Origin of the sequence: Rhodoligotrophos appendicifer (genome assembly GCF_007474605.1) — a bacterium.
Lineage (GTDB): Bacteria > Pseudomonadota > Alphaproteobacteria > Rhizobiales > Im1 > Rhodoligotrophos > Rhodoligotrophos appendicifer.
Window position 1 is genome coordinate 606,446 of record NZ_VHKL01000001.1, and the last position, 23,243, is coordinate 629,688.

The window sequence follows — 23,243 nt, forward strand, 5'->3', positions numbered from 1 at the left end:
CTCTGATCTCAGCACTCCGGAAGGCGTGGCCGATGCCTTCGATGTTTCACGTGAATCTCTTGGCCGTCTGCAGATCTATGTGGACCTCCTCGGCAAGTGGAACGCCTCCATCAATCTGGTGGCGGATGCGTCTCCCGAGATTGTTTGGCGCCGCCATATCGCCGACAGTCTGCAAATCCGCCGCTTCATCCCCCATGGGATATCGGTCATCGACCTCGGCTCCGGTGCTGGCTTCCCCGGACTTCCACTCGCCATCCTCTTCGGACCGAATCCCAGTCAGATCTGCCATCTGGTCGAGAGCAACCGCAAAAAATGCGCCTTCCTCTTGAATGCGATCCGACTGACCGACGCAGCTGCAGTCGTGCATGCCACACGTATCGAATCAGTTGCCACACAAGAACTTAACCCACCGCCTGGGGTGATAACCGCTCGTGCAGTGGCACCCCTCACGAAGCTGCTGGAATTATCGGAGGTTTTCCTCAGGAAAGGCGCCATTGCCGTCTTCCTCAAGGGTCAAGATGTGGGCAGCGAGTTGACGGAAGCCGCTAAATCTTGGAGAATCGAGGCTGATATTCATCCAAGCGTGGTCGACCCCTCTGGGCGCGTCGTGGTGGTCCACCAAGCAAGATTTATTGGCCAATAGACATGACGTTCCCTCAGACGCCTTCGCCCAAGCCGCGTATTCTGGCCATTGCAAATCAGAAAGGCGGGGTCGGCAAGACGACGACCGCCATCAATCTGGGAACCGCACTCGCCGCCGTTGGCGAGCAGGTTCTCATCGTCGACCTGGATCCGCAGGGGAATGCCAGCACCGGTCTCGGCGTCACCCGCACCTCGCAAATGCGCTCGACCTACCACGTGCTGGTAGGCGAAGCGCAGCTGCATCATGTTGTCGTAGAAACCGGCATTCCGCGCCTGGATTGCGCTCCCTCGACCATGGATTTGCTCGGGGCTGAGATCGAGCTCTCCGACATGGAGCGGAAGACATATCGGCTTGCCGACGCCATCGGCATTTTGTCCGGCCAGACCGGACTCGGTTATACTTATATTCTGATCGACTGCCCTCCCTCGCTGAACCTGTTGACGATTAACTCCTTCTGCGCCGCCGACGCCATTCTGGTGCCCCTGCAATGCGAATTTTTCGCCTTGGAGGGTCTGAGCCAACTGCTGAAGACCGTCGAACGCGTCCGTGCGAGCCTCAATCCCCGCCTGGTCATCCAGGGCGTCGTTCTCACGATGTTCGATCGCCGTAACAGTCTGTCGGAACAGGTTGCCCAAGACGTGCGCGGCGTCCTCGGTGAAAAGGTCTACGAGACGGTCATACCGCGAAATGTTCGGGTGTCCGAGGCGCCGTCTTACGGAAAACCGGTGCTATTATACGATAATACCTGTATAGGCAGCCAAGCCTATATTCGTCTCGCATCCGAAATAATCCGCCGGGAAAAGGAACTTCGGGCAGCATGACCAGGCTCGACGAGGTTCAGGTGGCGGGGAGCACGACTATGATACCATCGAAGAAGCGCCTCGGCCGAGGCCTTGCCGCATTGATCGGCGACGACGCGAGCGAGGAGGGGTTCGTCCAGGACGCCCGCAGCCTGCGCCATTTGCCGATTGAATTCCTGAACCGCAGCGACCGCAATCCTCGACGGGTGTTCAACGAGCAGGACATTGCCGACCTCTCGCAATCCATCGCCAAGCGCGGCTTGCTGCAGCCGCTGGTGGTGCGGCCGCGAGGCGAGGATAGCTACGAGATCGTTGCCGGCGAACGCCGCTGGCGCGCCGCGCAGATGGCGGGCCTGCACGAAGTCCCCGTCATTATCCGACAGCTCACCGACGCGGAAGCCCTCGAAGTTGCGCTGATCGAGAACATCCAGCGGGCGGACCTCAACCCGATCGAGGAGGCCGAGGGCTATCGCCAGCTGATGGAAGGCTACTCCTACACCCAACAGCAGCTCGCCGATGCCGTCGGCAAGAGCCGTAGCCACATCGCGAACACGTTGCGACTCCTCACCCTGCCCCGCAGGGTCCTGACCATGGTGGAGCAGGGTGACCTCACGGCAGGACATGCCCGCGCCCTCATCGCGACCGACAGGTCCGAAGCTCTGGCGGACCGCATCGTCAGCAAGGGCCTCACGGTTCGCGACGCTGAAGCGTTGGCAAGAGAGGCTCAGGACAAGCCAGCAAAGCCGTCATCGAAACGTGCTCCGGCCAAGGATGCCGACACCGCAGCGCTGGAACGGCAGCTCTCCGATCATCTCGGGCTGGTCGTCGAGATAACGTTCCAAGGAGCCAAAGGCGGAGCAATTTCAATTCGCTACAGCGATCTCGACCAGCTCGACGACGTCTGCCGCCGGCTGACGCGGGCCTGAGGACGGACCCTAGCGGAGGCGGGCCTTGCGGCTCGCCGCTGCTCTGGACAATGTCAGAAAGAGCCGCCCGACGAGATCCTCTGCGAGACGGGCGTGCTGCCGGGTTTTCAGCTCGCACTCCGCCACCGAAGCGCCGGCCGAGAGGAGCGAGGCAAGATCCCAAAGGCTGAGCTGGCGGGCAAGCCCCGCCTTCCGCTGGTAGAAGATGGGTGGACGGGCATTGTTCACGACCGTCGAGGCGTCGGATCCCGAATGCATCTGCGATCGAAGCCGTCGCAGCAGGGCGAGATGATTGGCGGCACTGATCACCAGCATGGCCGGGGCCGTGCCGCCCGCCAGAAGCCGCCACAGCCTGAGATCGGCACCGGGCATGTCGCCCTCGAACACGCAATCCATGAAATCATCCACCGCCAGACCCGAAGCATCGCCACTGATGAGCCCGATATCGGCAACGGTGATCTCGCCGCGTCCCCGGCCATAGAGGCAGAGCTTCTCAATCTCCATCCGCGACAGGGATCTGTCACCCCCGAGCAGGGTAACGAAATGCTCCAAGGCGTCCGGGCTGATCCGCACATTCTCTCGGGCCAGGGACTGCTCCACCAGATCCCGCAGATTGGCTTGGCTATCGGCATAGCAGGCGATGGAGACGACGTTGTCGGCGCGCTCAGCAAGCTGCCGCAGCTTGTCGCTCTTCTTCAGATTGCCACTTTCGATGACGGTCAGCGTATCGCCGGAGGCATGGGGCAGATAGGCCGCCAAAGCCTTCGCCGTGCCACTGCCACCGTCCCGGATCCAAACCACGCGTCTGCCGCCGCCAAGCGAAATGGCTTGGCTCTCGTCTGCAAGCTGGCCGGGATCGGAGTTGAGAACGTCGTCGTCAAGCCGTGCCACCGTGAAGGGATCATCCAGGCTGCCGGCGACAGCCTGTACAACGGTTTTCGCGCGCTCGCGAACGAGACCTTCATCGCTGCCATGGATCAGCACAGCTCGGATCTCGACCCCGGGGAGGCGAAGGAACGACTGGGCGCGCGGGTCCTTCAACTCGACCATGGCTATGGCCGGGTGAAGGGACGTGCCTGGCGGAACATGCGCTCGACCGAACGAAGCTCGTCGAGAGACTGGTCGACGCGACTGGTCACGGCTCCCAGAATGATCTCGGCAAAATCTGGGAACTCTTCAGCCACCCGGTAGAACAGTTGGCGCGACAGCCTCAGCGAGCGGACCGGGGTGACGGCTGTAACCGAGACATTGTAGGGCAGATTGGCCACCATCGAGAGCTCACCGATGCAGGCTCCCCGTTCGGCGACGCCGATGACGCGCTCTTCGCCATCCTTGGTCTGAGTGATCTCCGCGGTGCCGTCCTCGAGCAGGAAGGCATTCTGCCCCAACTCGCCCTCGCGAATGAGGGTCTCTCCCGTTTCGATCTCGATCGATTCCATGGCGAAGGCGAGGAGTTGCAGATGCGCGTCTGCAGCATCCGCAAAAAGCGGAATGTGCCTCAGCAGCTCCACCCTGGATCGAACGCTCATGGAACGAGCTTGTACCCGCCGGCTTCGGTCACCAACAGCGCTGCGTTCGAAGGATCGTTCTCGATCTTCTGGCGCAGGCGATAGATGTGGGTCTCGAGCGTATGGGTGGTCACTCCGGCATTATAGCCCCAGACCTCGTGCAGCAGCACGTCGCGGCCGACCACCTGCTGTCCTGCTCGATAGAGATATTTGAGGATCGAGGCTTCCTTTTCGGTCAGGCGGATCTTCGACTTGTCGTCGCGGAGCAACAGCTTGGCGCTGGGGCGAAAGCTGTATTGCCCGATCGAAAACACCGCATCCTCGCTCTGCTCGTGTTGCCGGAGCTGAGCCCGGATGCGTGCCAATAATTCGCCGAACCGAAACGGCTTGGTGACATAGTCGTTCGCCCCGGACTCGAGGCCCTGGATCGTGTCCGCCTCGCTGTCCTGCCCCGTGAGCATGATGACCGGGCCCTTATAGCCGCCCTCCCGCATCTCCCGGCAGGCCTCGCGGCCATCCTGGTCGGGCAGATTGACGTCCAGCAGCACGAGATCGATATGTTCCTTGCGGACGGCAGCCTTCGCACCGGCGGCGTCTTCGCAATCGCGGACGTCGAATTCTTGATGGAGGGAAAACTGCTCCGCGAGGGATTCGCGCAGGGCGCCGTCATCATCGACGACGAGGATTTTCGTTATGGTGGCCATTTTTTGCCGTTTCGTAAGAGCCTCAGTGATGCGCTGTACTAAAGCGCTCGCCCAGCCTTGTTCAAGGAACCGCATATTCGCGGCAAGATCAACATTTCGCTCATTCCCAAACACAGAAACCCACGATAATCTAAGGGATTATCAATATGCCGTCGGCAAGCTGACCAGTTCATGGCAAATTCGGTCCCCCATCTTCGCCTCATTACCGTGCGACCGCGCGAATCACGTGCGTCTCTACAGGTCGGGACGGCGACCTTTCCTTGCGCCATCGGCCGCAGCGGCATCCGCCGCCGCAAGCGGGAAGGCGACGGCGCGACGCCCATCGGGTCCTGGCCGATCCGCAGGGTTCTCTATCGGGCCGACAAGCTGTCCTTGCCGGCAACCGGGCTGGAGAACTGGGCCATCGATCGGCATGATGGCTGGTGTGATGCGCCGGCCGACCGCAGGTATAACCTGCCGGTGCGACTGCCCTATGGCGCGAGCACGGAGAGCTTGTGGCGCGACGACGACCTCTATGATGTGGTGGTCGTGCTGGGCCAGAATGACGACCCCGTCATACCGGGATTGGGGAGCGCCATCTTCATGCATGTGGCCCGGCCGGACTACGGCCCGACCGAGGGCTGCGTGGCGCTGAAGCGGGAGGACCTGCTCCAGGTGCTCTCCCGCGTCACGCCTGACACCCGGCTTCTCGTCGGCTAGAACTCACACCACGTTCAGCTCGAAGATCGGCTCGTGCTTGGTCACGCGCTGATAGCCGAGACGGGTCAAGTCGATCGTCTGGTAGGCCCCGTGGACGATAAGTTCGGCGATCGCGCGCCCTGAAGCCGGGCCGTGTTGGAAGCCGTGGCCGGACGAGCCGTTCATGAGATAGAGGTTCGCGAAGTCTGGATGGCGGCCGATGATGGCGTTCTGATCGAGCGTATTATAGTCGTAGTAACCGGCCCAGGCACCCGTGACCTTGATCGTCTCGAAGGCGGGCACGCGTGCCGCCAGCTTCGGCCACATATCCGTGTCGAACCAGTCATGGTCGATGTCGAAATTGTCCGTATCCCACTCGCTGCCATCCGCCGGCGAGAGACCGGAGATGAACTGGTGTCCTTCGGGCCGGAAATAGATGCCGGTGGGATCGAAGGTCAACGGGCAGCGCGGCGGCGGATCCTTGCAATCGAAGACGAAGACCAGGCGTTTGCGGCGCTCCACCGGCAGCGGGAAGCCCAGGACCGCAGCCAGCCTCCCGGCATCGGGCCCGGCTGCATTGACCAGCGATTCGCATCCGTAACGACGCCCATCCGCCAGGATGACGTCGGTAATACTCTCGCCATCCCTCTCGAAACCGGTGACCGTGCCATGGATCAGGGTCACACCCTTCGCCTGAGCGGCCTTCCGCATCAGGGTCATCATGGTCACCGGATCCATCCAGCCTTCGCCGCTTCGGCCATAGGCTCCCACTGCGATGCCCTCGGTGGAGAGCCAGGGAAACGCCGTCTCGAGTTCGCTGGCGTCATGGAGAACGATGTCGGCGCCATGGGCCCGCTGCATCTCGACGCAGGAGGCAAGGATGTCGGCACCGGTGGGGGAGGCGAGGCTCAGATAGCCCTGTTCGCGGAACGAGACATCCGCCTCCGGCCCGAAGCGGTTCTTGAGGGTGCGGACGAAATCGAGCCCGAACATGGACATCTGAATGTTTTCGAGCGTCGAGAACTGCTGTCGCAATCCGCCACAGGACCGCGCAGTCGAACAATCGGCATAGCTCGTATCCCGCTCAATGATCGCGATTCGGCCGGAAAACTGCGGGTCCTGCGTCAGGAAATAAGCGGTGGCGCTGCCCATGATGGCGCCGCCGACGATCACCACGTCGAAACTATCCGTCTTGAGTGTCATGAAGCCCTCGATAACGCGACCGCAGCATAGTGCTGGAACCGGATCCGATCATCTAATACGGTCTCGCGCGACCGAAAAGAGTGGGGAGCCGATGCTGATCAGACCACGCCGCAGCGTATTGTACATGCCGGGGTCGAATGCCCGGGCGCTGGAGAAGGCCAAGACCATCGATGCCGATGCCCTGATCCTGGATCTTGAGGATGCCGTTGCACCAGATGCCAAGCAGCAGGCGCGCGAACAAGTCGCAGCTGCCGTGAAGGGCAGGGGCTATGGCCGCCGGGAATTGGTGATCCGCCTCAACGGGGCTGGAACGCCATGGGCCCGGGATGATCTGAAGGCGGCGATCGACGCTGGGCCGGATGGCATTTTGATCCCCAAGGTCAATCGTCCCGAGGACATCGCCGACGTCGCTCATGAGGTGAACGCGGCCGGTGCGCCCGCAACTGTGCGGCTTTGGGCGATGATGGAGACGCCGCTCGCCATGCTGAATGCGCGAGACATCGCCGGCGCCGCGGCCGACCCGCAGTCCCGTCTGGCCGTTCTCGTCATGGGCACCAACGACCTCGCCAAGGAGACCCGCGCCAGCCTTGCCCAGGATCGCCAAGCCATGGTGCCCTGGCTGATGACGTGTGTTGCCGCCGCCCGCGCCTTCGGCCTCGACATCGTCGACGGCGTCTACAATGACTTCCGCAACGAGGCAGGCTTCAGGGCGGAATGCGCACAGGGGCGCCTCTTCGGCTTCGACGGCAAGACGCTGATCCATCCCGGCCAGGTCGCCCCCTGCAATGACGCCTTCCGGCCATCCGACCAGGAGATCGCCTCCGCCCGCACCATCATCGATGCTTTCGACCGGCCGGAAAACGCAGCCAAGGGCGCAATCGAGCTGGACGGCCGCATGGTCGAGCGCCTCCATCTCGACGTCGCCCGGCGCACCGTGGCGATCGCCGAAGCCATCATCGCAAGCGAGACGATCCTGACATGAGCAAGACAAATCCCGGCAATTTCTTCGAGGACTTTCGGATCGGCCAGGAGATCCGCCACGCGACGCCGCGCACCGTGACCGTGGGCGACGTGGCGCTTTATACGGCGCTGTACGGGTCGCGATTTGCCCTCCAATCCTCCGATGCCTTCGCTGAGGCCGTGGGCTATCCGCGCGCGCCCATCGACGACCTGCTCGTGTTCCACATCGTGTTCGGCAAGACGGTGCCCGACATCTCGCTCAATGCGGTCGCCAATTTGGGGTACGCCGACTGCCGGTTTCTTCAGCCCGTCTTTCCCGGTGACACCTTGTCGGCCCGGTCACAGGTTCTGGGGGTGAAGGAGAACTCCAACGGCAAGACCGGCGTGGTCTATGTGCGGTCGGAGGGTTTCAACCAGACCGGTGATTTGGTCCTGAGCTATGCCCGCTGGGTCATGGTGAAGAAGCGCGACGATGCGTCGCAAGCGCCGGAGGCTCAGATCCCCGCTCTCCCCGACAGGGTCGCGCCCGAGCACTTCGCCCATGTGTGCCCGCCGTTAGAGGCCGGCTCGTGGAACGATGACTTGGCGGGGTCGAGCTTCCGCTGGCATGACTATGAGGTGGGCGAGCGGATCGATCACGTGGATGGCGTGACCGTGGAAGAAGCCGAGCACATGCTCGCAGCCCGGCTCTACCAGAATACGGCCAAGGGTCACTTCAATCAGTTTTCGGAATCCAAGGGCCGCTTCGGACGGCGTCTCGTCTATGGCGGACATGTCATCAGTCTGGCCCGGGCGCTGTCGTTCAACGGCTTTGCCAATGCAGCGCGCATCGGCGCGATCAATGGCGGACGTCACATTGCCCCCCTCTTCGCAGGTGCAACCGTCTTTGCCTGGTCGCAGGTTCAAGACCGTCAGCCGGTGCCGGGACGCGAGGATGTCGGTGCCTTGCGTCTTCTGACATATGCGACCTCCGACCGCCCCTGTGACGACTTCCCCGGACGAAACGAGACCGGCTTTGCCGAGGCGGTCATCCTTGAACTCGATTATTGGGTTCTGATTCCTCGGTAAGATCGGCCACATGCCGGAAATGCGCCAAATGCATGGCTCGGCTGGATTATTTGACTTGAGTTGAGAGCAGTTCTAAATCAGGAACATGGACGTCGCCTTTCGGCGTGAGCCCGCCCTCCGATCCGGATGATTATGAGACCAGTCGACCGCCCCTTATCGCCGCATCTGCAAATTTTCCGGCCGTGGATCACGATGACCATGTCGATCGTGCACCGGATCACCGGATGCGCGAATTATTTCGGCATGGCGCTTCTCGCCTGGTGGCTGATCGCAGCCGTCTCTGGCCCGGAGGCCTTCGCGACCGCACAATGGTTTCTCGGATCCTGGATCGGTCTTCTGCTCATGTTCGGCTACACCTGGAGCGTGCTTCACCACATGGTCGGCGGTGTGCGCCATCTGGTCTGGGACACGGGCCGCGGGCTCAACCGCCAATCCGCCAACATGATTGCTTGGTTGACCCTTGCCGCTTCGATCCTGTTGACCCTCGCCGTGTGGGTCATCGGCTTTGCCTTGAGGGGATGAGCATATGGCAACCATAAAAACACCTCTCGCCCGGGCTCGCGGACTGGGCGCGGCCCATGGCGGCACCGGCCACTGGATCCGTCAGCGCGTTACGGCGGTCTCGAACATTCCCCTGGTCCTGTTCCTGATCCTGACGATCGCCATGAATATCGGCGCCACTCATGCCGAGATGATCGCTTGGATCAGCCAGCCTCTTGTCGCGCTTTTGTTGATCGCTTGCGTTTTGTCCATCACCTACCACATGCGTTTGGGCATGCAGGTGGTGATCGAGGATTACGTTCACGGCGAAGGTTGGAAAATATCCCTTCTGTTAGCCAATACGTTTTACACGCTCGCCATCGCGCTCATCTGCTCCTACGCCATCATCGGCATGGCTTTCACGGCGCCGCTGCAGCCTGCAGCCACAGTCGCGCCATCGACACTGACGAACTGAACCTGGGAAATCGCTATGGCCTCCAACGGCACCAACGGTCATGCGTCCGGACCCGCCCCTAAGGAATTTACCATCGGCGGTCGCGCCTATCCGATTATCGACCATTCCTTCGACGTGGTCGTGGTCGGTGCGGGAGGCGCTGGGCTCCGGGCTGCATTGGGCTGCTCCCAGGCGGGCCTGCGCACCGCCTGCATCAGCAAGGTCTTCCCGACGCGGTCGCACACGGTCGCGGCTCAGGGCGGCGTGGCCGCCTCTCTGGGCAATATGGGCCCGGATGACTGGCGCTGGCACATGTATGACACGGTGAAGGGCTCGGACTGGCTCGGAGATCAGGATTCGATCGAGTATCTCTGCCGCGAGGCCCCGAAGGCCGTCTATGAGCTGGAACATTTCGGCCTGCCGTTCAGCCGGACCGAGGATGGCCGCATCTATCAGCGCCCCTTTGGCGGTATGACCACCCAGTATGGCGAGGGGCCGCCGGCACAGCGCACCTGCGCGGCGGCCGACCGCACGGGCCATGCGATGCTGCATACGCTCTATGGTCAGTCCCTGCGCTACTCCACGGAATTCTTCATCGAGTATTTCGCCCTCGACCTGATCATGGAGGACGGCGCCTGCCGCGGCGTCATGGCCCTCTGTCTGGCCGATGGCGCCATCCACCGCTTCCGCGCGCACAAGACCATCCTCGCCACCGGTGGGTATGGCCGTGCCTATTTCTCCTGCACCTCGGCGCATACCTGCACCGGCGACGGCAATGCCATGGTGCTCCGGGCCGGGCTGCCGCTCCAGGACATGGAGTTCGTGCAGTTCCACCCCACAGGCATCTACGGAGCCGGCGTCCTGATCACCGAGGGAGTGCGCGGTGAGGGTGGCTATCTCACCAATTCGGAGGGTGAGCGCTTCATGGAGCGTTATGCCCCCCACGCCAAGGATCTCGCCTCGCGCGACGTCGTTTCACGCTCCATGACCGTCGAGATCCGCGAAGGCCGCGGTGTCGGCCCGGAGAAGGATCACATCTACCTCCATCTTGAGCATCTGGATCCCAAGATCATCCATGCGCGGCTTCCCGGCATTACCGAAAGCGCGAAGGTGTTCTCCGGCGTCGACGTGACGAAGGAGCCGATCCCCGTCTTGCCGACGGTTCATTACAACATGGGCGGCATCCCCACGAACTATCATGGCGAGGTGGTGGCACCCCGTCCGGGCGATCCCGACGCCATCGTTCCGGGTCTCATGGCGATTGGTGAGGCGGCCTGCGTCTCCGTCCATGGCGCCAACCGCCTGGGTTCCAACTCTCTGATCGATCTCGTCGTCTTCGGCCGGGCGGCCGGCCTGCGCTGCGCCGAGCTGGTGGAGGCCAATTCCAGCCATGCGGATTTGCCTCGCAATGCCGGGGAATCGGCGATCGCCCGCCTCGACCGCTTCCGTCATGCGCAGGGCAGCACGTCGACAGCCACGTTGCGCGGCAAGATGCAGCGCATCATGCAGAACAATTGCGCCGTCTTCCGGACCGGCGACGTGCTCGAGGAAGGCCGCCATCTGATCAATGGCCTGTGGAAGGAGACCGGGGACATCCGCGTCACCGACCGGTCACTGATCTGGAACACCGACCTCGTCGAGACGTTGGAATACGACAATCTGATTGGTCAGGCCGTGGTCACCGTCGAAGGGGCTGCGAACCGGGAGGAAAGCCGGGGCGCTCATGCCCGCGAAGACCACCCCGACCGGGACGATGTGAACTGGATGAAGCATACGCTGGCCTGGGCGGACGATGCCCGCCATGAGATCCGCTTGGATTACCGGCCGGTGCATACTTACACCATGACCAACGAGGTCCAGTACATCGAGCCGAAGGCACGGGTGTACTGAGCCTTTCATACGATTGTTTCACGTGAACCAAGCTTGCGGGCGGAAGACCACATGGTCCAGCTGACATTGCCGAAGAAATCCAAGGTCGTTAAGGGCAAGACCTGGCCAAAACCCGCCGCCGCCAAGCGGGTGAGGGAGTTCCAGGTCTATCGCTACAACCCCGATTCGGGGGAAAACCCGCGACTGGACAGCTACTACGTCGACCTCGACACATGCGGTCCTATGGTTCTCGACGCCATCATCAAGATCAAGAACGAGATCGATCCGACCCTGTCCTTCCGCCGCTCCTGCCGCGAGGGCATCTGCGGGTCCTGCTCGATGAACATCGACGGCATCAACACGCTGGCCTGCCTGCAGGCCATTGACGAGATCAAGGGCGTCGTAAAGATCTACCCCCTGCCGCATATGGCGGTCGTGCGGGACCTCGTGCCCGACATGACCAATTTCTATGCTCAGCACCAGCTGATCGAACCCTGGCTCCAGACCTCGACGCCGGCACCGGAAAAGGAATGGCGCCAGACCAGCGATGACCGCGAGAAGCTGGATGGGCTTTACGAGTGCATCCTCTGTGCCTGCTGCTCGACCTCCTGCCCGAGCTACTGGTGGAACAGCGACCGCTTCCTCGGACCGGCCGCCCTGCTTCAGGCCTATCGCTGGGTCAATGACAGCCGCGACGAGGCGACCGGCGACCGGCTGGACCAGCTTCAGGATCCGTTCCGGCTCTATCGGTGCCATACGATCATGAACTGCACCCAGACCTGTCCGAAGCATCTGAGCCCGGCCAAGGCCATTGCCGAGCTGAAGAAGCTGCTGGTCGAACGCGAGGTCTAGGGTCGATCGGGATGACTGGACCGGCCGCCACCGTTCTCTTGGTCAGTCTCGCCCGCGGACACCACTTCACCAAGCCGGCAGCGCTTCAGATCGAGCTCAAGGCCGATCATGGCGTCATCGGCGATGCCCATGCGGGAACGACCGTCAAGCACCGCTCTCGCGTCATGCGCGACCCCACGGCGCCCAATCTGCGCCAGATCCACCTGCTGCATTCGGAGCTTCTGGACGAGCTGCAGGCCGCAGGATTCGACGTCGGCTGGGGAACGCTCGGCGAAAACGTCACGACCCGGGGCGTCGACCTGCTGGGACTGCCTCAAGGGGCCCGGCTGCGGCTCGGCGCGGAGGCTCTCGTGGAGGTGACGGGGCTGCGCAATCCCTGCATCCAGCTCGACCGCTACCAGGACGGGCTGATGCAGGCGACCCTGGGCCGCGATGAGCAGGGTCGCCTGATCCGGAAAGCAGGGATCATGGGGATCGTCCTGGCCGGCGGCAGCGTCTATCCGGGGGACGCGATCACGATCACGCTTCCCCCGCTGCCGCATCGGCCCCTGGTGCCGGTCTAGAGGCCCCTTTCGAACAACATGCCTTTGCCGGGGACCACGTCGTTCACCCCGCCGAGGCGCAGGCTGTGCCAGGCCAGAGCGTGGTCGCTGGAGGTGACGGGAATGCCGATCTCCGCCTCGATGGCCGCCACTTGTTCACAGAGCCTCAGGCTGGTGCAGGACACGAAGACCGCGTCGAGCTTGGCCTGGGTCGCGAGGGTCTTGATCCCCGCCGCAATGGACGCCGGCGAAATCCGGGCGGCGTCGCGGTCGTCGATCTTGTCGAAAGTGGCGAAGGCGGCCACATGGGCACCCTTGGACGTCATGTAGGAGCGGACCGTCTCGTTCACCTCGGCCGAATAAGGCGTCAGCACGCCGATCCGCTCGGCACCGAAGGTCTTGAAGGCGGCGAAGGCCGCCGTGATCGGGGTGGTGCAGGCGATGCCCGGCCGCGCCTTGCGGATCTCCTCGAAGATCACCTCCTCGCCCATGGCCATGCTCGCCGAGGTGCAGCCGAAGGCCACCACGTCGAGCGGCAGCCCGGGCAGGATCAGCTCGGTTGCGGGCGCGATCTTGTCGCGCATGGCCCGCAGCGTCTCGTTGGTGATCATGACGTCGTTGTAGAGGCGGCTGGCGAAGAGGCCGACGCCCTCGATCCCCATCACCTGAGCGAATTCGTGCTCCATGGTCTGGTCCGTGCAGAGCACCAGCAGGCCGAGGGCGGCGCGATGGGCGAGCCCCTTGTCCATGGTACAGTCAAGGACGCCGAGATCGGTGAAGTCGGGATCGGAAAAGAGCGGTTTTTTCTGCGGGCTTGCCATAAGGGTCTCCTGTCAGGCGGCGAGGCCATCCAAAGGGATCGCGGGGGTGCGGCCGGCGATCATGTCGGCGGCGAGACGCGCAGAGCCGTGCGACATCGTCCATCCGATATGGCCGTGACCGGTGTTCATGAACAGATTGCGGTACTTGCTGGGACCGATGATGGGCATGTTGGTCGGCGTCATGGGGCGCAGGCCGGCCCACATATGCGCCCGGTCGTAATCGGCGCCGTCCGGGAACAGGTCCTGCACGACCCCCTTCATGAAGGTGAAGTCGCTGGGCTTGTGGCTCGTATTGTAGCCCGCGAACTCGGCCGTGGCGGTGACCCGCACCCGGTCGCCCATGCGCGTGATGGCCACGAGATTGTTCTCGTCCACCGCGCCGATCGTCGGGGCTGCCCCATGATTGCCGATGGGAATGGTGAGCGAATAGCCCTTCACCGGATAGATCGGCAGGTTGATCCCCACGGTGCGCGCGATGATCGGGCTGTAATTGCCCATGGACAGCACATAGAGGTCGCCCTTGACGTCGCCCTTGTTCGTCTTCACCGCGGTGATGCCGGACGGGCCCGTCTCCAATCCGGTGACGGTGGTGTTGACCATGAACTTCGCGCCACGCTGTTCGCAGATCTTGGCCAGGCCCTGGGTGAACTTGTTGCAATCGCCGGTCTCGTCCGTCGGACAATAGATGCCGCCGGCGATCTTGTGCGCGGAATGGGCAAGCGAAGGGTCGAGCTTGACGATCTCCTCGCGGGTGACGGTGCGCATCTCCTGGCCGTCATCGGCAAGGATCTTCATATGCGCGATGCCGCGTTCGAGAGAGGCCTGATCACGGTAGAAATAGAGAACGCCCTTGGCATTGTTGTCGAAGGCCACGTTCTCCTTGGCGATGGTCTCATGCAGCACGCCTTGCGAATAGAGCGCCAGCCGATGCTTGCGCAACGTGTTCAGCGACGCCCGGGCGGAGGTGCATTGCGCCAGGAACAGCGCCGACCACGTCCAAAGCCGGAGATCGGCTGAAGGCGTGAACCGCAGAGCCTGATTCTTCTGAAACAGCGATTTCAACAGGATCATGGGCGCCTGGGGTGACGACCAGGCAAAGGAATGGCCTGGTGCGACCATACCGGCATTGCCCCAGCTGGTTTCCTCAGCCACCGCCTCGCGTTGCTCGATCAGAGTGACTTCATGCCCATCACGTTGCATCTCATAGGCGGTGGTGACGCCCACAACCCCACCCCCCAACACCACGACCTTCATTCCGTAGATCTCCCTGTCGCCCTGCCTGGAAAGAGCGGATGGCATCGCGCCCAACGGCAGAATTGAGGTTATGGTGAGGCCGGCAAGGCGTCAATCTCTTCCCCCCAATTGACTGCGCAAGAGAGGAGTGCAAGGACACGCGTCGCCATAGCGATGTTAGGACGATTGACATGGGTGGAAATGCGCTGGCCTGGGCCACATTGTTCCTGGCGGGCCTGCTGGAGATCGGCTGGGCCGTCGGATTGAAATACACCGAGGGCTTCACGCGCCTGTGGCCGACCGTGCTGACTGCAGCCAGCATGATCATAAGCCTTCTCCTTCTGGGCATCGCGGTGCGCAGTTTGCCGATCGGGACGGCCTACGCGGTCTGGACCGGCATCGGCACGGTCGGCACGGCGATCTTGGGGCTCTACCTCTTCGGCGAGCCGGCGACGGTCGTGCGATTGGGCTGCATCGGCCTGATCATTGCGGGGATCGTCGGCTTGAAGTTTCTATCGCCGCACTGACGGCCGTCACTCTGCGGCATCCGCCATCTCGCCGCGGCCGGCATCGGCAAGCCAATGATCCATGAAGCGGGTGAGCCAGACCCTCACGGCTGCATCATGAAGACGGCGGCCCTCGAAATGGGCGTCGCGAGGCTGGGCGCCCGGCAGCGACGTCCGCGCCACCCCTCGCGTGGTCCAGCGATGGAGCATCTGCAGGGTGATTTCCGGGTGAAACTGGATGCCATAGGCATTCTTGCCGTAGCGGAACGCCTGGTTCTCGAAATCCGTGCCCTGGGCCAGCAGCGTGGCGCCGGACGGCAGACTGAAGCCTTCCCGATGCCAATGATAGACGTGGCTTGGCCAATGCATCAGCGCGCGGCCCTCCGCCGTCGCCTCGATGGGATAATAACCGATCTCGACGAGACCCTCGGGATGCGGCTTCACTTCCCCGCCGAGATGGCGCGACAGCATTTGGGCGCCGAGACAAATCCCGAGAAACGGCTTCTCTTCCTTCAGGGCTTGGCCGATCCACTCCGTCTCCTGCCGAATGAACTCGGAGCAGTCATTGGCGCTCATGGGACCGCCGAAGATGACAACGCCTTCGTGGTCTTCAAGGGTTTCGGGGAGGGGCTGGCCAAGGCAGGGCCGCCGGATATCAAGGCCGAAGCCACGCTCGCGAAGCATGAGGCCGACGCGGCCAGGGCTCGAGGTTTCTTGGTGGACGACGATGAGGATACGGTTCGTCGAACTACTCATGATGGCAACCAGTCCCGGGGTTCAACCTGACGAATCACTGGGGAAGCTGGGGACTCATGTTTACATAGCTTCCAAGTCAGGTCGAGTGCGGTGTCCACACACCCGTAATGATAATATAGTCGCATATGGTTAATGAAGAATGGCCGGCCGAAGCCGCCGCAAATTGGCCTAAAGAGAAATGGGCGGCCGAAGCCGCCCACTGAAGACATCAGGCGGACGTGATCCGATCGCGCTCATTGCGGCCCTGTCCGAGGAATTTCTTTCCGACCCATGCCGCCAAGGCAAGCATGATAAGACGTTTAATCATAGCCATCTCCGGGTTTCAGTGTGCGCGCGACGACAAGCGCGATCGGGAAAACAACGCCGACCCCCTGGCATCGTTGCATCACGCCTCCGCTAGCAGCGGAGGGCCTGAGGTCATGTTCCGAGCCGGAGAGAGATCTCGATGATGGCCTTGTCGCCGGGGAGGGCGCTTGGCAGGCGACGGAAAGGGGCAGCGCTCCTGATGGCTTTCAGGCCGACCTGATCGAGATCCTTGAAGCCGGAGGATTCGACCACCTGTACGCTTTGCAGCTGGCCATTGCGGCTGATCACGGCCTGAAACACGGCCACGCCGCGGCGCGATTCGCTGCCCGGGGGATAAGCGAGGTTAGCCACGATCTTGTCGCGCAACGAATTGAGATAGGGATCGCCGCCGCCGCCGGGGGAACTGCTGAAGCCGGAAAAACCGCGGCGCGGGGTGGGAAGCTCGAAGGCTGGCGGCAGATCCGGAATGGGGGCGCCCTGGAAGGCCTTGGCCATCTCCTGCACCTTGGGCTCCGTCCCGGTTTCCGATTCCCGGAGTTTTGGCTGCTCCGGCGCCGGCTTCTCGACCTTTTCCTCCTGGGGCGAGAGTTCCTGCTTGGCAGGCTCGGGCGTCTTCTCCGCCGTCTCCACCTTGGGGGCGTCTCCCGCAGGGATATCGGTTTTGTCGGTGGCTCCGCTCTTGCGAGCGAGGGGCTCGGGTTTCTTCTCCTCCTTTTTCTCTTCCTGCTTCGGCTCTTCCTGCTTCTGGGCCTCCTGCTTCTTCTCCGGTTCGGGCGGGAGCTGAACGATCTCGATCGGGATGGACGGCGGAGGCGTGTACTGGTTCTCCCGGGGCATCTCCATGATGATGAGGGCGAGGACGGCGATGTGAAAAAGCAACGCGAGCGCGCAGGTGATCGTCCAGCGCCAGAACTCCCGCCGCCGATAAACCGGATTTCGCGGGACCATGGGCTCCGGATGGACGCTTTCCAGAATGGCAACGTCGGCGGTGCTCAGATCTTTTTCCCTGTCAGTGGACAATGCTGCCTGCGCATATAGGATAATCAGCCGCAAGCTAGCAGCAAATCCTGCACAGGTCAGCCTGCGCCCGATCATCGCGCCAAGGGAAGGACCTCGCTGACATCGAGCGCTTTTGGTCCTATGCTTCTGGCTGGTCCAGGGGATGTAGACATGAAGATACTCGCCGTCATTACCGTGATGCTGCTGCTTGCAGGCTGCGAGAGCATGAAACCGAATGCGGGAGTGAGGGGTGACTCAGACCTCATGGGCGGCCAGGCAGGAGTGGGCATTGCTCTATGAGGCTGGTGTTCGGTGCGTTGTTTTTCTGCCTCGCTTGGGGGACGCTGACCTCGGCACGGGCTCAGCCGCCAGTGTCCTATTCTGACGCCAATTCGGGTGTCTTCCTTCGCTATCTGAATGCGCCCGAGCCCGGCGACGACATCACCGAGAGCCCGTTTCTCGCGCTGAGCCTCGACGGCGGCGAGACGCATCGGGCCATCATGGATACAGGCTCCACCGGCATTGTGGTCGCCGCGCACTCCATTCCGGACTTCGACAACCTCCCTTCCCTCGGGCCGGGCAAGCTGACCTATACGAGCTCCGGCCGGGTGATGAATGGCCAGTGGGTTTCCACCACCGCGACCATCGCAGACGCGGATGGGGCGAGCATTGTCACAAGGCCTCTCCCGGTTCTCGCGGTCACCGAGGTGACCTGCCTGGAGGACGCCAGGGACTGCACGCCCGATCCGGATCCGCGCCGCGTCGCCATGATCGGCATCGGCTTTGCCCGCGAAGGCGACCGCCAGGGCCAGAGCACGCCGGACAAGAATCCTTTCCTCAATCCCGATGTCGGCGACAGGACTCTGCATCAGGGCTACGTGGTGACCCGGGAAGGCGTTCACGTAGGCTTGACCGCGGCCAACACTGGCGGCGGCTTCGCCTATAGCAAGCTGCAGCGTCAGGAGACCATCGAGGACTGGGCAGCGGCGCCCATGTGCGTCGACGTCGATGACACCCCCGCCGGCTGCGGCACGATCCTTGTCGATACCGGAGTCACCCGCATGTTTCTGGGTCTGGCCGAAGGGTCGGCCCCGCCCATGGGGGACGGGGGTCGTCTGGCCGATGGGACGAAGCTGGCCTTCTACGTGCCGGAAAAAGCCGATTCTGTGGCCCGTTATTCATTCACTTTGGGGGAGGACGGCAATCCGCTCGCACCGCGGGCCGTCATCTTGACGCGGCCGCGGGCCGCCGCCTTCGTGAACACGACCGTCTATTTTCTCAATGGTTTCGACTATCTGTTCGATGCCGAGGCTGGTTACGTCGCCTTCCGCTGGACGGGCCACGCGCTCGGAGCGACCGGTCAGTGACGATGCCTGCCACTTTTGGACGAGTTGGTCTCCGCCGAAAAAGCTGGTATGCGCTTAATTCACGCCAGCAATAACGAAAAGAAGCATCGGCGCAGCCTAGGGTTTTGAGAGGGTGTGTTCATGGAGCCCCTGCTGGTCATCAGCCGCGGCATCGATCGGCTGACCGCGGGATTCGCCGTCATTGCGTTTTATCTGGTGTTGTTTGCGGTGCTGATCAGCGCCGGCAATGCCACGGTGCGCTATCTCTTCAACTACAGCTCCAATGCCTTCCTCGAAATCCAATGGTACATGTTTGCCGGCATCGTGATGCTGGGAACGGCCTACACCTTCCAGAAGAATGGGCATGTCCGCGTGGACTTGCTCTATTCCGCACTCAGCGATCGCGGCCGCCTCTATATCGATATCTTCGGGATCCTGGTCTTCCTCATACCGGTTGTCGGCTACCTGATTTATCTGACGGTTCCGTTCTTCGTGAACTCCCTCAATAGCGGGGAGGTGTCGATGAATGCGGGCGGCTTGGTGCTATGGCCCGCAAAGCTCATGCTGCCCCTGGGCTTCATTCTGCTGGAACTTCAGGCGATCTCCGAACTGATCAAGCGTCTCAGTGCGCTGCAAGGCGTCATCACCGTCGATACTACTTACGAGAAGCCGCTCCAGTAAGCGGCCGACAAAGGGAACGTTCGAGGGAAGAGAAGCGTGCATGTTTGAATATGGGGTCATGCCCCCGCTGATGTTTGCGGGGCTCATCGTCTTTTTGATCATCGGCTTCCCCGTCGCCTTTTCTCTGGCGGCAGCGGGTCTCTTCTTCGGCTTCATCGGCATCCTCACGGGACATTTCGATGCGGTCTTCCTGCAAGCCCTGCCCCTCCGCTTCTTCGGGACCCTGTCGAACGACCTGCTGCTGGCGATCCCGTTCTTCACCTTCATGGGCGCCATTCTCGAGCGCTGCGGCCTCGCCGAGGATCTCCTGGAAGGGGCAGGTCAGCTGTTTGGACCGCTGCCGGGTGGCCTTGCCTATGCGGTCGTCTTCGTCGGAGCCATCCTCGGCGCCGTGACAGGGACGGTGGCGGCCTCGGTGATCGCCATGGGTGTGGTCTCCCTGCCGATCATGATCCGTTATAACTACAACATGCGGGTGGCGACGGGGGTCATCGCCGCGTCCGGCACGATCGCGCAGCTGATCCCGCCCTCCCTCGTTCTGATCATCCTGGCAGACCAGCTCGGCCGCTCCGTCGGCGACATGTATGCAGGGGCCGTCGGGCCGTCGATCCTGCAGGTCGTCTTGTTCCTGCTCTTCATCCTCGGAATGTCCATCGTCCGTCCCCAGTTCATGCCGCCCATTCCCAAATCCGCCCGCACGGAGGAGAGCTGGCGGCTGGTGCTGAAGGTTGCCAAGGGAATCGTCCCGTCGCTGGCCCTCATGTTCCTGGTGCTGGGGACGATCTTCCTGGGCCTTGCGACGCCGACCGAAGCCGGCGCCATGGGTGCGACCGGCGCGCTGGTGCTGGCGGCCGCCCATCGACGGCTCACATGGCCCCTGGTGCGGCAAGGGATGGAATCGACCACCCGCATCACCGCCATGGTGCTGTTCATCCTGATCGGCTCGACCGTCTTCAGCCTGGTGTTCCAGGGCATGGATGGCGGTCACTGGATTCAGTATCTGCTGTCGTCATTGCCCGGCGGTGTCCTCGGCTTCCTCATCTTCGTCAACGTCTTCATCTTCTTCCTCGCCTTCTTTCTGGACTTCTTCGAGATCGCGTTCATCGTCATCCCGCTGCTGGTGCCGGCGGCCGTGGCGCTGGACATTGATCTCGTCTGGTTCGGCGTGCTGCTCTGCGTGAATCTGCAGACCTCCTTCATGCACCCGCCCTTCGGCTTCGCCCTCTTTTACCTCCGCGGCATCGCACCCCCGGTCGTGAAGACCTCCGACATCTATATGGGCGCGATCCCCTGGGTCGGACTGCAGCTCATCTTGGTCGCCATTGTGATCATCTGGCCGGAGACGGTGACCCACTGGATCAAGAAGGAACGGCTGGTCGACCCCAGCACCATCCAGCTCAACGTCCCCATGCCGGGGGCGGGCAGCGTCAATCCCTATGCACCGCCCCAGCAGCCGAGCTTCGGTGCCCCGAGTGGCGGGACGACGCCTCCGGCTCCGAGCTTTGGTGCTCCCAGCGGCACGACGCCGCCCCCGGCTCCGAGCTTCGGTGCTCCCAGCAGCGGGACGACGCCCCCGGCTCCCAGCTTCGGCGCTCCGCAGCCGCAGCCGCAGCCTTTGCCCCAACCCAGCTTCGGAGCCCCGGCGCCGCAACAGTAAAAGGGCGTGTGGTGGTCGACCACACGCCCTCGGTTCATGGACGAGGAAGGCTGGGGGGCTTGACGCCCCCCGCGGGATTATTCCCGCTCGCCGGTGAAGTTCAGCAGCAGCTGGAAGATGTTCACGAAGTTCAGATAGAGCGAGAAGGCTCCGAACACGGCCATCTTCTGGCGCGATTCCGCATCGAAATTCTCGGCATACTGCTCCTTGATCCGCTGCGTATCCCAGGCGGTGAGCCCGACAAACACGAGGATGCCGATCACCGAGACGACGAATTGGACCGCACTCGACTGCAGGAACAGGTTCACCAGACTGGCGATGACCACGCCGATCAGGCCCATGATGAGGAGCGAGCCGAATTTCGACAGGTCCGCCTTCGTCGTGTAGCCATAGAGGCTGGTGGCCCCGAACATGGCGGCCGCGATGAAGAATGTGCGGGCGATGCTGTTCCCGGTGAAGACCAGGAAGATCGACGCCATGGACAAGCCCATCACGCCGCAGAAGGCCCAGAACATCATCTGTGCGGAAGAAGCGGACATCTTCTCGATGCGGAAAGAGAAGAACAGCACGAAAGCGAGAGGCGCCAGCATCACCACCCATTTGAGCGGGGACTGGAAGATCGGCACATAGAGGGCCGGCGTATTGCCGACCACGAAGGCGACGATGCCGGTGAGCACCAGGCCCAGCGCCATGTAGTTGTAGACGCGCAGCATATGCTGGCGCAGGCCCTCGTCGAAGAGGGCAGCGTCGACGCGCGGCGTCGCGTTCGACCGGCCGAAGCCGTAGTTGGGTGTGTTCATGTCAGCTCGTCTCCATCACAGGTCAATACAAAGTCTTGGCCAGGTTCACCGCCACCTGTTCCAGTTTACGGCCCTCCACATCGGCGATGAGCACATAGGCGACCTCACCGATTTGCCAGTAGGCCGCCGTCTGTCCGTCGCGGGCGACGGTCGCGGGAATGACGTCGAAGGATCCGGGCCGCACCGCGAACAGGGCCAGCGAGCCCAGCGTGTCGGCCTTGATCGCCACCTCGACGCTGGGACCGAAGGTCGAGGGAAAGATCTGAGCATCTTCGACCGTCCACCCGGCGGGCAGCTCGGGCAGGGCGATCGCGGTGGCGGCGCGGATCTCCTCCCGGTCATAGGCTGCAGACTTCGCCGCAGACGGAAGCGTGGCCCGGACCAGGCTTGCCTGGTAGGCCTGCCGCGCATCCGCGACATAGCGGGGTGCCGGGGTCGACGCGTTCACCGTGCCGATCGACAGCGTGCCGAGCTGCGCATGGGCAACCCAGCCCACGCCGATGCAGGCGATGAGGCCCGCGGCGCGTGAGACCCGAGTGAACCAGCGATCCTGCGAAATGCCTCGTTCCAGCCGCCGGGCCGCATCCATGGTGCCGATGCGCCCGATGCGCGGCATGTCAGCCAGTGCCAGCCTGAGCTCGTCCCGAGACCGGAGATCCGCCATCACCCGCGCCGCCGTTTCCGGCTCGCGCGACAGGTAGGCTTCCACCTCGATGCGCCGCTGCACCTCGAGCTGATCGTCCACATAGGCGTGCAGATCGGTCTCGGTGATGGGGTCAATCGGTACGGTCATCGGATCCTCCCACAATGCGAAGAGTGGGGGTGCCCAGATGATGCTCCGGCCCCTCTTCCATTGCTCGCAAACTTGTACGGGCCCTGGCGATGCGCGACATCACGGTGCCGATGGGCACGCCCAGGGTGACGGCAGCCTCCGCATAGGAAAACCCTTCGATCGCCACCAGGTGAAGGGCCGCGCGCTGCTCTTCCGGCAAGTCCAGAAAGGCGTCGCGAACCTGGGCCAGGCGGACCGCATGGTCCTGCTCGGGGTCAATGCCGCCATCACTCGCATCGGCCGCCTGGTCCAAACGGCGCGTCTCCGCTTGGCGCGACCGAATGCGATCGACGAACATGTTGTGCAGGATCGTCATGAGCCAGGTCCGCAGGTTACGGTCCGGCCGGAAGCTCGACCGCTTCTCATAGGCCCGCACCAGCGTGTCCTGCACGAGATCTTCGGCATCCGCATCGTTCCGCGTCAACGACCGCGCATAGCGGCGCAGCGCGCCGATCTGGCCCAGGACGTCGAAACGGGACTTTCCTTGCTTCATACCCTACATACGGAGCCGACCCCGTTCCTCATCCCTCGCGCGCATGTTTTTTTTTGCAAGTCTTCCAGCATCGCCCGGTCCATTGTCAAACCGGCGGCTGACCGCTAGTTTCCACCTCCCCAAGCC

The 23,243-nt window shown here is 62.7% G+C and carries 27 protein-coding genes; 16 read left to right on the forward strand and 11 right to left on the reverse strand.

Annotated elements, in window-relative coordinates:
• The first annotated feature begins 25 nt into the window (after positions 1-25).
• Genes rsmG through FKM97_RS02860 form a run of 3 tightly spaced genes read left to right on the forward strand, consistent with a single transcriptional unit; the run spans position 26 to position 2,369 of the window.
• Positions 26-643, forward strand: a complete 618-nt coding sequence (gene rsmG / locus FKM97_RS02850) for a 16S rRNA (guanine(527)-N(7))-methyltransferase RsmG (protein WP_205014667.1) — start codon at positions 26-28, stop codon at positions 641-643.
• Positions 644-645: 2 nt separating this feature from the next.
• Complete coding sequence (locus FKM97_RS02855; RefSeq protein WP_143957605.1) at positions 646-1,464, forward strand: ParA family protein; 819 nt, start codon at positions 646-648, stop codon at positions 1,462-1,464.
• Positions 1,461-2,369 carry a ParB/RepB/Spo0J family partition protein gene (locus FKM97_RS02860; protein ID WP_428977879.1) on the forward strand — a complete coding sequence of 303 codons (909 nt, stop codon included), beginning with the start codon at positions 1,461-1,463 and terminating at the stop codon, positions 2,367-2,369. Before FKM97_RS02855 ends, FKM97_RS02860 begins: the two co-directional genes overlap by 4 nt.
• A 9-nt stretch (positions 2,370-2,378) precedes the next feature.
• On the opposite strand, the gene holA is transcribed toward FKM97_RS02860, so the two are convergent.
• Genes holA through FKM97_RS02875 form a run of 3 tightly spaced genes read right to left on the reverse strand, consistent with a single transcriptional unit; the run spans position 2,379 to position 4,581 of the window.
• Complete coding sequence (holA, locus tag FKM97_RS02865; RefSeq protein WP_143957606.1) at positions 2,379-3,419, reverse strand: DNA polymerase III subunit delta; 1,041 nt, start codon at positions 3,417-3,419, stop codon at positions 2,379-2,381.
• A 2-nt stretch (positions 3,420-3,421) separates the two neighbouring features.
• Complete coding sequence (locus FKM97_RS02870) at positions 3,422-3,898, reverse strand: cyclic nucleotide-binding domain-containing protein (protein ID WP_143957607.1); 477 nt, start codon at positions 3,896-3,898, stop codon at positions 3,422-3,424.
• Positions 3,895-4,581 (reverse strand): response regulator transcription factor, encoded by a 687-nt coding sequence (locus FKM97_RS02875; RefSeq protein WP_143957608.1) that lies wholly within the window; start codon positions 4,579-4,581, stop codon positions 3,895-3,897. Before FKM97_RS02875 ends, FKM97_RS02870 begins: the two co-directional genes overlap by 4 nt.
• 171 nt (positions 4,582-4,752) lie before the next feature.
• On the opposite strand from FKM97_RS02875, the gene FKM97_RS02880 reads away from it, so the two are divergent.
• Positions 4,753-5,280 carry a L,D-transpeptidase family protein gene (locus FKM97_RS02880; protein WP_143957609.1) on the forward strand — a complete coding sequence of 176 codons (528 nt, stop codon included), beginning with the start codon at positions 4,753-4,755 and terminating at the stop codon, positions 5,278-5,280.
• A 3-nt stretch (positions 5,281-5,283) separates the two neighbouring features.
• Here FKM97_RS02880 and FKM97_RS02885 read toward each other — a convergent pair whose 3' ends face one another.
• Entirely contained in the window at positions 5,284-6,462 is a 1,179-nt protein-coding gene (locus FKM97_RS02885; protein WP_143957610.1) for an NAD(P)/FAD-dependent oxidoreductase, read from the reverse strand.
• 91 nt (positions 6,463-6,553) lie between these two features.
• Between FKM97_RS02885 and FKM97_RS02890 the strand changes: the two genes are divergently transcribed.
• From FKM97_RS02890 to FKM97_RS02920, 7 genes are all read left to right on the forward strand, one after another.
• The gene (locus FKM97_RS02890) at positions 6,554-7,444 is read left to right on the forward strand and encodes an HpcH/HpaI aldolase/citrate lyase family protein (RefSeq protein ID WP_143957611.1); all 891 of its coding nucleotides are present in this window, start codon (positions 6,554-6,556) and stop codon (positions 7,442-7,444) included.
• Complete coding sequence (locus FKM97_RS02895) at positions 7,441-8,490, forward strand: MaoC family dehydratase (RefSeq protein ID WP_143957612.1); 1,050 nt, start codon at positions 7,441-7,443, stop codon at positions 8,488-8,490. The genes FKM97_RS02890 and FKM97_RS02895 overlap by 4 nt, the downstream gene beginning before the upstream one ends.
• Positions 8,491-8,616: 126 nt before the next feature.
• Positions 8,617-9,012, forward strand: coding sequence for a succinate dehydrogenase, cytochrome b556 subunit (gene sdhC, locus FKM97_RS02900; RefSeq protein ID WP_143957613.1), 396 nt, complete (start codon positions 8,617-8,619; stop codon positions 9,010-9,012).
• Positions 9,013-9,016: 4 nt separating this feature from the next.
• The gene (gene sdhD, locus FKM97_RS02905) at positions 9,017-9,445 is read left to right on the forward strand and encodes a succinate dehydrogenase, hydrophobic membrane anchor protein (RefSeq protein WP_143957614.1); all 429 of its coding nucleotides are present in this window, start codon (positions 9,017-9,019) and stop codon (positions 9,443-9,445) included.
• Between the two features lie 15 nt (positions 9,446-9,460).
• Positions 9,461-11,314, forward strand: coding sequence for a succinate dehydrogenase flavoprotein subunit (sdhA, locus tag FKM97_RS02910; protein WP_143957615.1), 1,854 nt, complete (start codon positions 9,461-9,463; stop codon positions 11,312-11,314).
• A gap of 51 nt (positions 11,315-11,365) precedes the next feature.
• Positions 11,366-12,145 (forward strand): succinate dehydrogenase iron-sulfur subunit, encoded by a 780-nt coding sequence (locus FKM97_RS02915; protein WP_143957616.1) that lies wholly within the window; start codon positions 11,366-11,368, stop codon positions 12,143-12,145.
• Between the two features lie 11 nt (positions 12,146-12,156).
• Complete coding sequence (locus tag FKM97_RS02920) at positions 12,157-12,708, forward strand: MOSC domain-containing protein (protein WP_143957617.1); 552 nt, start codon at positions 12,157-12,159, stop codon at positions 12,706-12,708.
• Here the strand turns inward: FKM97_RS02920 and FKM97_RS02925 are convergent.
• Positions 12,705-13,508: a maleate cis-trans isomerase family protein gene (locus FKM97_RS02925; protein ID WP_205014669.1), complete on the reverse strand. Its 804-nt coding sequence runs from the start codon at positions 13,506-13,508 to the stop codon at positions 12,705-12,707. The genes FKM97_RS02920 and FKM97_RS02925 overlap by 4 nt on opposite strands.
• A gap of 12 nt (positions 13,509-13,520) precedes the next feature.
• Entirely contained in the window at positions 13,521-14,762 is a 1,242-nt protein-coding gene (locus tag FKM97_RS02930) for a D-amino acid dehydrogenase (protein ID WP_143957618.1), read from the reverse strand.
• Between the two features lie 185 nt (positions 14,763-14,947).
• Between FKM97_RS02930 and sugE the strand changes: the two genes are divergently transcribed.
• Complete coding sequence (gene sugE / locus FKM97_RS02935; protein WP_143957877.1) at positions 14,948-15,268, forward strand: quaternary ammonium compound efflux SMR transporter SugE; 321 nt, start codon at positions 14,948-14,950, stop codon at positions 15,266-15,268.
• A 6-nt stretch (positions 15,269-15,274) separates the two neighbouring features.
• Here sugE and FKM97_RS02940 read toward each other — a convergent pair whose 3' ends face one another.
• Together FKM97_RS02940 and FKM97_RS02945 are read right to left on the reverse strand one after the other, a co-directional pair.
• Positions 15,275-16,003, reverse strand: coding sequence for a glutamine amidotransferase (locus tag FKM97_RS02940; protein ID WP_143957619.1), 729 nt, complete (start codon positions 16,001-16,003; stop codon positions 15,275-15,277).
• 417 nt (positions 16,004-16,420) lie between these two features.
• Positions 16,421-17,329, reverse strand: coding sequence for a TonB family protein (locus FKM97_RS02945; protein WP_170240711.1), 909 nt, complete (start codon positions 17,327-17,329; stop codon positions 16,421-16,423).
• Between the two features lie 150 nt (positions 17,330-17,479).
• Here FKM97_RS02945 and FKM97_RS26865 point away from each other — a divergent pair, with 150 nt between their 5' ends.
• The 4 genes from FKM97_RS26865 to FKM97_RS02960 all read left to right on the forward strand — a co-directional run bounded on the left by FKM97_RS26865 (position 17,480) and on the right by FKM97_RS02960 (position 20,992).
• The gene (locus tag FKM97_RS26865; protein WP_281290063.1) at positions 17,480-17,608 is read left to right on the forward strand and encodes a hypothetical protein; all 129 of its coding nucleotides are present in this window, start codon (positions 17,480-17,482) and stop codon (positions 17,606-17,608) included.
• Positions 17,605-18,675, forward strand: a complete 1,071-nt coding sequence (locus FKM97_RS02950; protein WP_246104904.1) for a hypothetical protein — start codon at positions 17,605-17,607, stop codon at positions 18,673-18,675. The genes FKM97_RS26865 and FKM97_RS02950 overlap by 4 nt, the downstream gene beginning before the upstream one ends.
• A gap of 120 nt (positions 18,676-18,795) precedes the next feature.
• The gene (locus FKM97_RS02955; protein ID WP_143957621.1) at positions 18,796-19,335 is read left to right on the forward strand and encodes a TRAP transporter small permease subunit; all 540 of its coding nucleotides are present in this window, start codon (positions 18,796-18,798) and stop codon (positions 19,333-19,335) included.
• Between the two features lie 40 nt (positions 19,336-19,375).
• A complete protein-coding gene (locus FKM97_RS02960) occupies positions 19,376-20,992 on the forward strand; it encodes a TRAP transporter large permease (RefSeq protein ID WP_143957622.1) in 1,617 nt (538 codons plus the stop codon).
• Between the two features lie 77 nt (positions 20,993-21,069).
• Here the strand turns inward: FKM97_RS02960 and FKM97_RS02965 are convergent, their stop codons facing one another.
• From FKM97_RS02965 to FKM97_RS02975, 3 genes are read right to left on the reverse strand one after another with little or no spacing between them, the layout of a single operon-like run.
• Positions 21,070-21,792 carry a Bax inhibitor-1/YccA family protein gene (locus tag FKM97_RS02965; RefSeq protein WP_143957623.1) on the reverse strand — a complete coding sequence of 241 codons (723 nt, stop codon included), beginning with the start codon at positions 21,790-21,792 and terminating at the stop codon, positions 21,070-21,072.
• 22 nt (positions 21,793-21,814) lie between these two features.
• Positions 21,815-22,585 carry an anti-sigma factor family protein gene (locus FKM97_RS02970; RefSeq protein ID WP_143957624.1) on the reverse strand — a complete coding sequence of 257 codons (771 nt, stop codon included), beginning with the start codon at positions 22,583-22,585 and terminating at the stop codon, positions 21,815-21,817.
• Positions 22,569-23,117 (reverse strand): sigma-70 family RNA polymerase sigma factor, encoded by a 549-nt coding sequence (locus tag FKM97_RS02975; RefSeq protein ID WP_143957625.1) that lies wholly within the window; start codon positions 23,115-23,117, stop codon positions 22,569-22,571. Before FKM97_RS02975 ends, FKM97_RS02970 begins: the two co-directional genes overlap by 17 nt.
• Positions 23,118-23,243 lie beyond the last annotated feature (126 nt).